Source organism: Pedobacter sp. (genome assembly GCF_040513095.1).
In the GTDB taxonomy this organism is placed as follows: Bacteria; Bacteroidota; Bacteroidia; order Sphingobacteriales; family Sphingobacteriaceae; genus Pedobacter.
The window spans coordinates 1-4,546 of sequence record NZ_JBEVDX010000053.1; the positions used below are offsets into that span (position 1 = coordinate 1).

The window sequence follows — 4,546 nt, forward strand, 5'->3', positions numbered from 1 at the left end:
ATGATGTTTACATCAAAGGATTTCGTGATGCTGCCCAAACGCGGACTTGATTTCTCTCTGTCCGAAATCTTCAAATACCCCTTCATCACGGTTGACAGGGGGACCGAAAAACGTAACGGAAGATCCCTGAAGGTGATCAATATTATCCCGACCACCAATCAGTCTGACCTCGCTCTTGCCACACTTTATATGGATACAAAGGCAGTGCGAATTGTACAGTCGGAAATCAATACCCGTAAGGAAGGATCGTATACCCTGATGATGAACTACGCATTGTTGAAAGATATCCTTCCAAGTTACGTAGAAGCTACTTTCGCCATTGAGAAATTAAAAATACCATTAAACTTTATGGGTAAGGGCACCACGATCGACCGCAAGAAGATGCGCAGCATGGAAACCAAAACCGGCAAAATCAAAATGCAGATCCGAAATTACAGCATTAAGTATTAATAAAGTTTGCTTAATTTTACTAAAATAAAACCCCTGTTAACAAGCCAAGATCAATCCATATAAATTATATCCCTTACATGAATTTCAATTCTACTCAAATCATCACAGCAATTGTGATTATCCTTGCTATCCCTTATCTGATTATCGTACTTAGAAGAGCTTCCGTCCAAAACTTCACTTTTGTCAAAGCGCTAAATCCTTTTTACACAAAGGAGATGCAGGCAGCAGACGAACTGAAACAAAGCCTCAGCCCGATCATGGATGAAATTGAAACCCAACGCGTTGCTAAATTCGTCAACCACTGGTCGGACAAATTTGAAAAAAACCGCCTTACCGTTCAGGATGTTGAAAGCTTGAATGCTAAAATAGCAGAAGGTAATACTGATCAGGTCAATGGTATCCTGGCCATCCATCCCGAAGGCAGAAGCCAGTTTAACATAATCAACAAAGAGCTGCAATTAAAAGCAGCAGCTTCAGTTAAAGCAACAGAAGAAGCACTTGTTTAACACTTTGATGTGTAAATTAAAATTTGAAATATTTTGGTATTAATTTACTTTTATACCAACTAAATAAATTGTATGAAGATGAAAACTTTAAAAATTGGAATGCTCACGCTGGCACTCCTGGTGATTTCTTACGGGATTTGGGCCAGACAAAATCAGCCAAGTCCTGCTGCAACTGCAAAAGGAACGATCAACGGAGCTAACATTACCATTGAATATAGCAGTCCTGGTGTTAAAGGACGTAAAATCTGGGGAGCACTGGTACCTTACGATGCAGTCTGGAGAGCTGGCGCCAATAAAGCTACGACATTTACAACAGACAAAAAGATCAAAGTAGAAGGAAAAGACCTGGCGGCCGGTTCCTACAGTATCTACGCTATTCCGGGTGCAAAAACCTGGAAGATCATCTTCAATTCTGAAACAGGACAATGGGGAACTACACATGATGGAGTAACTACACATGTCCCTGCAAAAGATGTGTTAACAGTAAATGTAACACCTGGAAAAAGCAGCGCAACTGAAGAACAGCTGAAATACCTGGTAACACCCAAAGGAATCGAACTGGTTTGGGAAAACCTTTCAGTACCTGTCGCAATCAAATAATGTCGCAACCAAATGCTAAGTTTTATTCTGATTTAAGGGAGAATCAAATCCCCCTGCAGGAACTGCTGGCAAGAGACAGCCTCTTTCATCAGATACCTGAGAACTGGCACGTCATTATTACAGATATCAGAAACTCTACTGCTGCTGTGCAAAATGGTATGCATCAAACAGTGAACCTCATTGCTACGGGAAGCATCGTGACTGTATTGAATGTTATTTTCAGGGCCAATATTACCATTCCGTTTTTCTTTGGAGGCGACGGTGCTACATTTATCGTACCTCCGACTGTTATCGACAGTGCCCTGAGTGCACTTCTGTTGTTCAGGGAAAATACTTTAAAAAACTTCAATATTGATCTTCGTGCCGGAACAATACCGGTAAACAGAATCTATGAAGAGGGGCATGACCTGCGCATCAGTAAGTTTAAAAGTTCAAAAACGTTGTATATACCTGTTGTTCTGGGTACAGGTTTAAGCTACGCGGAGAAAGTGATCAAGGGGGATGATTATCTTTATCCTGAACGTGCACTGCAGCAATCGGAACTTGACCTTACCGGAATGTCATGCCGATGGGATAAAATCGCGCCACCCGAACATCACAATGAAGTGGTTACGCTGCTGGCGGTAGCTGGTGCGGATTTCAAACAGGCGGAAGCACTCCGCAAAGTGATCGTCCTGCTCGACCAGATTTATGGCAAGCCAGAAAAACGCCAGCCAATCTCCATCAATAAGCTGAAACTGAAAACTACTTTCAACCGGATTGAACTGGAAATGCGCGCCAGCTTAAATGAAGGCAACTTCCTGAAAAAATTCTATGAATGGTTCAGCCATTTATTAGGTCATCTTTATTTCAAAACACGAAGGGGCAAGGATTACCTTACCCGACTGGTAAATATGTCTGATACCCTCGTTATAGATGGCAGGATCAATACTGTTATATCCGGAACAGATTTACAAAGGCTGCGCCTGCAGGAAAGTCTCGACGAACTGGAGAATCAGGGTATCATCAAATTTGGTTTGCATGTAAGCACAGATGCAGTAATGTCCTGTTATGTACGGGATCTCCAGGATGACCATATTCATTTTGTAGACGGTTCTGAAGGCGGCTACACCAACGCTGCTAGTGTACTGAAAGTAAAACTACGCAGTTAACACTGGCTGATCCCCGGCAGGTGCAGCTTCTTTTTCAGGCACCTTCACAGATCCGATGTATCTGGTATTGGAAACAGACTTTCCATCAGGGCTTGCGAAAAATAGCCAGCCATGCAAGTTGTTCCCGTGGTAGATATCTGCAAAGTTTTCTGTTAATTCCAAATCGGCACGTACGTATGTCTTTTTCCCAAGATACAATAATCTGCTCTGCTCCTCGCTGTACAGCATTAGACAAACTACGTCAGAACCAGTGATCCTGATCTTTGAAGTTTCAGGCACTTCCCAGGTTACATGGATCTCATCAGTCCCATTTAGCGCAATTTTTGCTCCCCAGGCCATATCGAGTTCACCATTGCTGAAAACTGCTTTTTTGTAATCAATTTTATACTCCGGAAATTCTCCAATAACCACATGCTTTAAATTGTGTTCCACAGCGGTTTGAAAGCCAGGATTTTTATTGGTCTTTTTTTCAAATCCAATTTTAACATACGCGCTGAAAGGCGATAAAAAATGTGTAACCAGGCCGAGCCTTAGGTTTTGGTCCGACTGCGGCTTTTTCTTTTTTTTATGCATTTTAGCCGGCTTCTGTTTCGCTACATCCTTGGCTCTCCACTTGCCGACAACCACATTTCCAACTTTTCCTTTAAGGGTACCAATAGGTCCCTTTTGTATAATAACTGCCATGATTTTAGTCTTTAGTCCAGGTCAACTGACCCAGATATACACTATTGGAAGACTGTTTTCTATCTTCGGAAAAATAGCAGATATAGGTCTCAATTTTCATTTCTTCCGTAAAAGATGGCAGTTTGATTTCCTGGTACTCTTCTCCCCTTTTTGCACCATCAGTAACATTGAAGGATTGATAGGTTTCGGGGAAATAAGCCACACACATCACCCGATCGTCCACGTCGGCTCCTTCCCTGTCGAGGTCTGCTTCCCAGGTAAAAGCAATACGGCCATCAGACAGCTGTACCTTCGGATTCAACGGAGCAGGAATATCTCCCAGAGAAAGGACAACTTTTCCATAGTCAATTTTCAATTCAGGATAATCTCCTGTAATCGCAGCCGGATTATTTGCCGAAGTAGCCATTGAATAGGCCGTCCAGGTCCTTTTTGGTTTTGGCGTATACTTCATGCCTTTACGAATGACCGGTTTAACAGGTTTCAATAAGGCAGTAATTAATGCCGTCTTCATCTGTACTGCATATTGCGCGTCAGACCAATGGTCAACTACACCAATAGCTCTGGTGACCAGCTCACCATTTAAAAAATAAGTTACATAACCGCCCACTTTTCCTACTACTGTACCCATGGGCCCATTTATTAGCTTTCCCATAATATATAAAATTAGTTTAACAATGTTTAATTCCATACAAGGTAATAATTAATTATTTAAGAAACAATAGTGAAGGCAAAATAAACTTATATTTCATGCGGTATCGATAAGTGATTTATAAGCAGTAAATAAGTTGTTTCCAAGCCGTTATTGCTTATCAAAAGCTTACCAACCCCTTACCAATGGCTTATCAAAACCTTATCAACACTAGATTGATTATAAGTTTAGTATCAATCTTTTATTCGTTGTTTTAAATCGAGGTACAATCCATTCAAGAGCATTTATACTTTCTCATAGACGTTAATGAGGTTAATCCGGAGACAAGAGCCGCAGCAGAAAGGATAATTTTAATTTCGCTTTGATATCATAGCCCGAAACAATAGCTTTGAACACTTACTTCAACCTTATCATGCTGCAATACAGAGACGCAAAACTGTCAGACCTCAATAAAATAGTTGAAATCTATAATTCTACTGTGGCCTCAAGAATGGTGACAGCTGATA

6 protein-coding genes are annotated in these 4,546 nt (G+C 41.2%); 4 read left to right on the forward strand and 2 right to left on the reverse strand.

The window, feature by feature from the left end:
• The 4 genes from ABWY16_RS07475 to ABWY16_RS07490 form a co-directional block, all read left to right on the forward strand.
• Positions 1-450 (forward strand): hypothetical protein (locus tag ABWY16_RS07475; RefSeq protein WP_353904020.1); only part of this gene is annotated, 450 nt, incomplete at its 5' end.
• 77 nt (positions 451-527) lie between these two features.
• Positions 528-956: a hypothetical protein gene (locus ABWY16_RS07480; protein ID WP_353904021.1), complete on the forward strand. Its 429-nt coding sequence runs from the start codon at positions 528-530 to the stop codon at positions 954-956.
• Positions 957-1,034: 78 nt separating this feature from the next.
• Positions 1,035-1,556 carry a DUF2911 domain-containing protein gene (locus ABWY16_RS07485; protein WP_353904022.1) on the forward strand — a complete coding sequence of 174 codons (522 nt, stop codon included), beginning with the start codon at positions 1,035-1,037 and terminating at the stop codon, positions 1,554-1,556.
• Positions 1,556-2,707, forward strand: a complete 1,152-nt coding sequence (locus ABWY16_RS07490; protein ID WP_353904023.1) for a DUF3095 domain-containing protein — start codon at positions 1,556-1,558, stop codon at positions 2,705-2,707. The genes ABWY16_RS07485 and ABWY16_RS07490 overlap by 1 nt, the downstream gene beginning before the upstream one ends.
• On the opposite strand, the gene ABWY16_RS07495 is transcribed toward ABWY16_RS07490, so the two are convergent.
• Entirely contained in the window at positions 2,696-3,391 is a 696-nt protein-coding gene (locus ABWY16_RS07495) for a DUF6266 family protein (protein WP_353904024.1), read from the reverse strand. The genes ABWY16_RS07490 and ABWY16_RS07495 overlap by 12 nt on opposite strands.
• A 4-nt stretch (positions 3,392-3,395) precedes the next feature.
• Positions 3,396-4,043: a DUF6266 family protein gene (locus tag ABWY16_RS07500; protein ID WP_353904025.1), complete on the reverse strand. Its 648-nt coding sequence runs from the start codon at positions 4,041-4,043 to the stop codon at positions 3,396-3,398.
• Positions 4,044-4,546: the final 503 nt, after the last annotated feature.

Bases quoted from the DNA above. Each gene is read 5' to 3' on its own strand.
- ABWY16_RS07480 (WP_353904021.1), top strand. From the start codon at position 528: ATGAATTTCAATTCTACTCAAATCATCACAGCAATTGTGATTATCCTT.
- ABWY16_RS07485 (WP_353904022.1), top strand. From the start codon at position 1,035: ATGAAAACTTTAAAAATTGGAATGCTCACGCTGGCACTCCTGGTGATT.
- ABWY16_RS07490 (WP_353904023.1), top strand. From the start codon at position 1,556: ATGTCGCAACCAAATGCTAAGTTTTATTCTGATTTAAGGGAGAATCAA.
- ABWY16_RS07495 (WP_353904024.1), bottom strand. From the start codon at position 3,391: ATGGCAGTTATTATACAAAAGGGACCTATTGGTACCCTTAAAGGAAAA.
- ABWY16_RS07500 (WP_353904025.1), bottom strand. From the start codon at position 4,043: ATGGGAAAGCTAATAAATGGGCCCATGGGTACAGTAGTAGGAAAAGTG.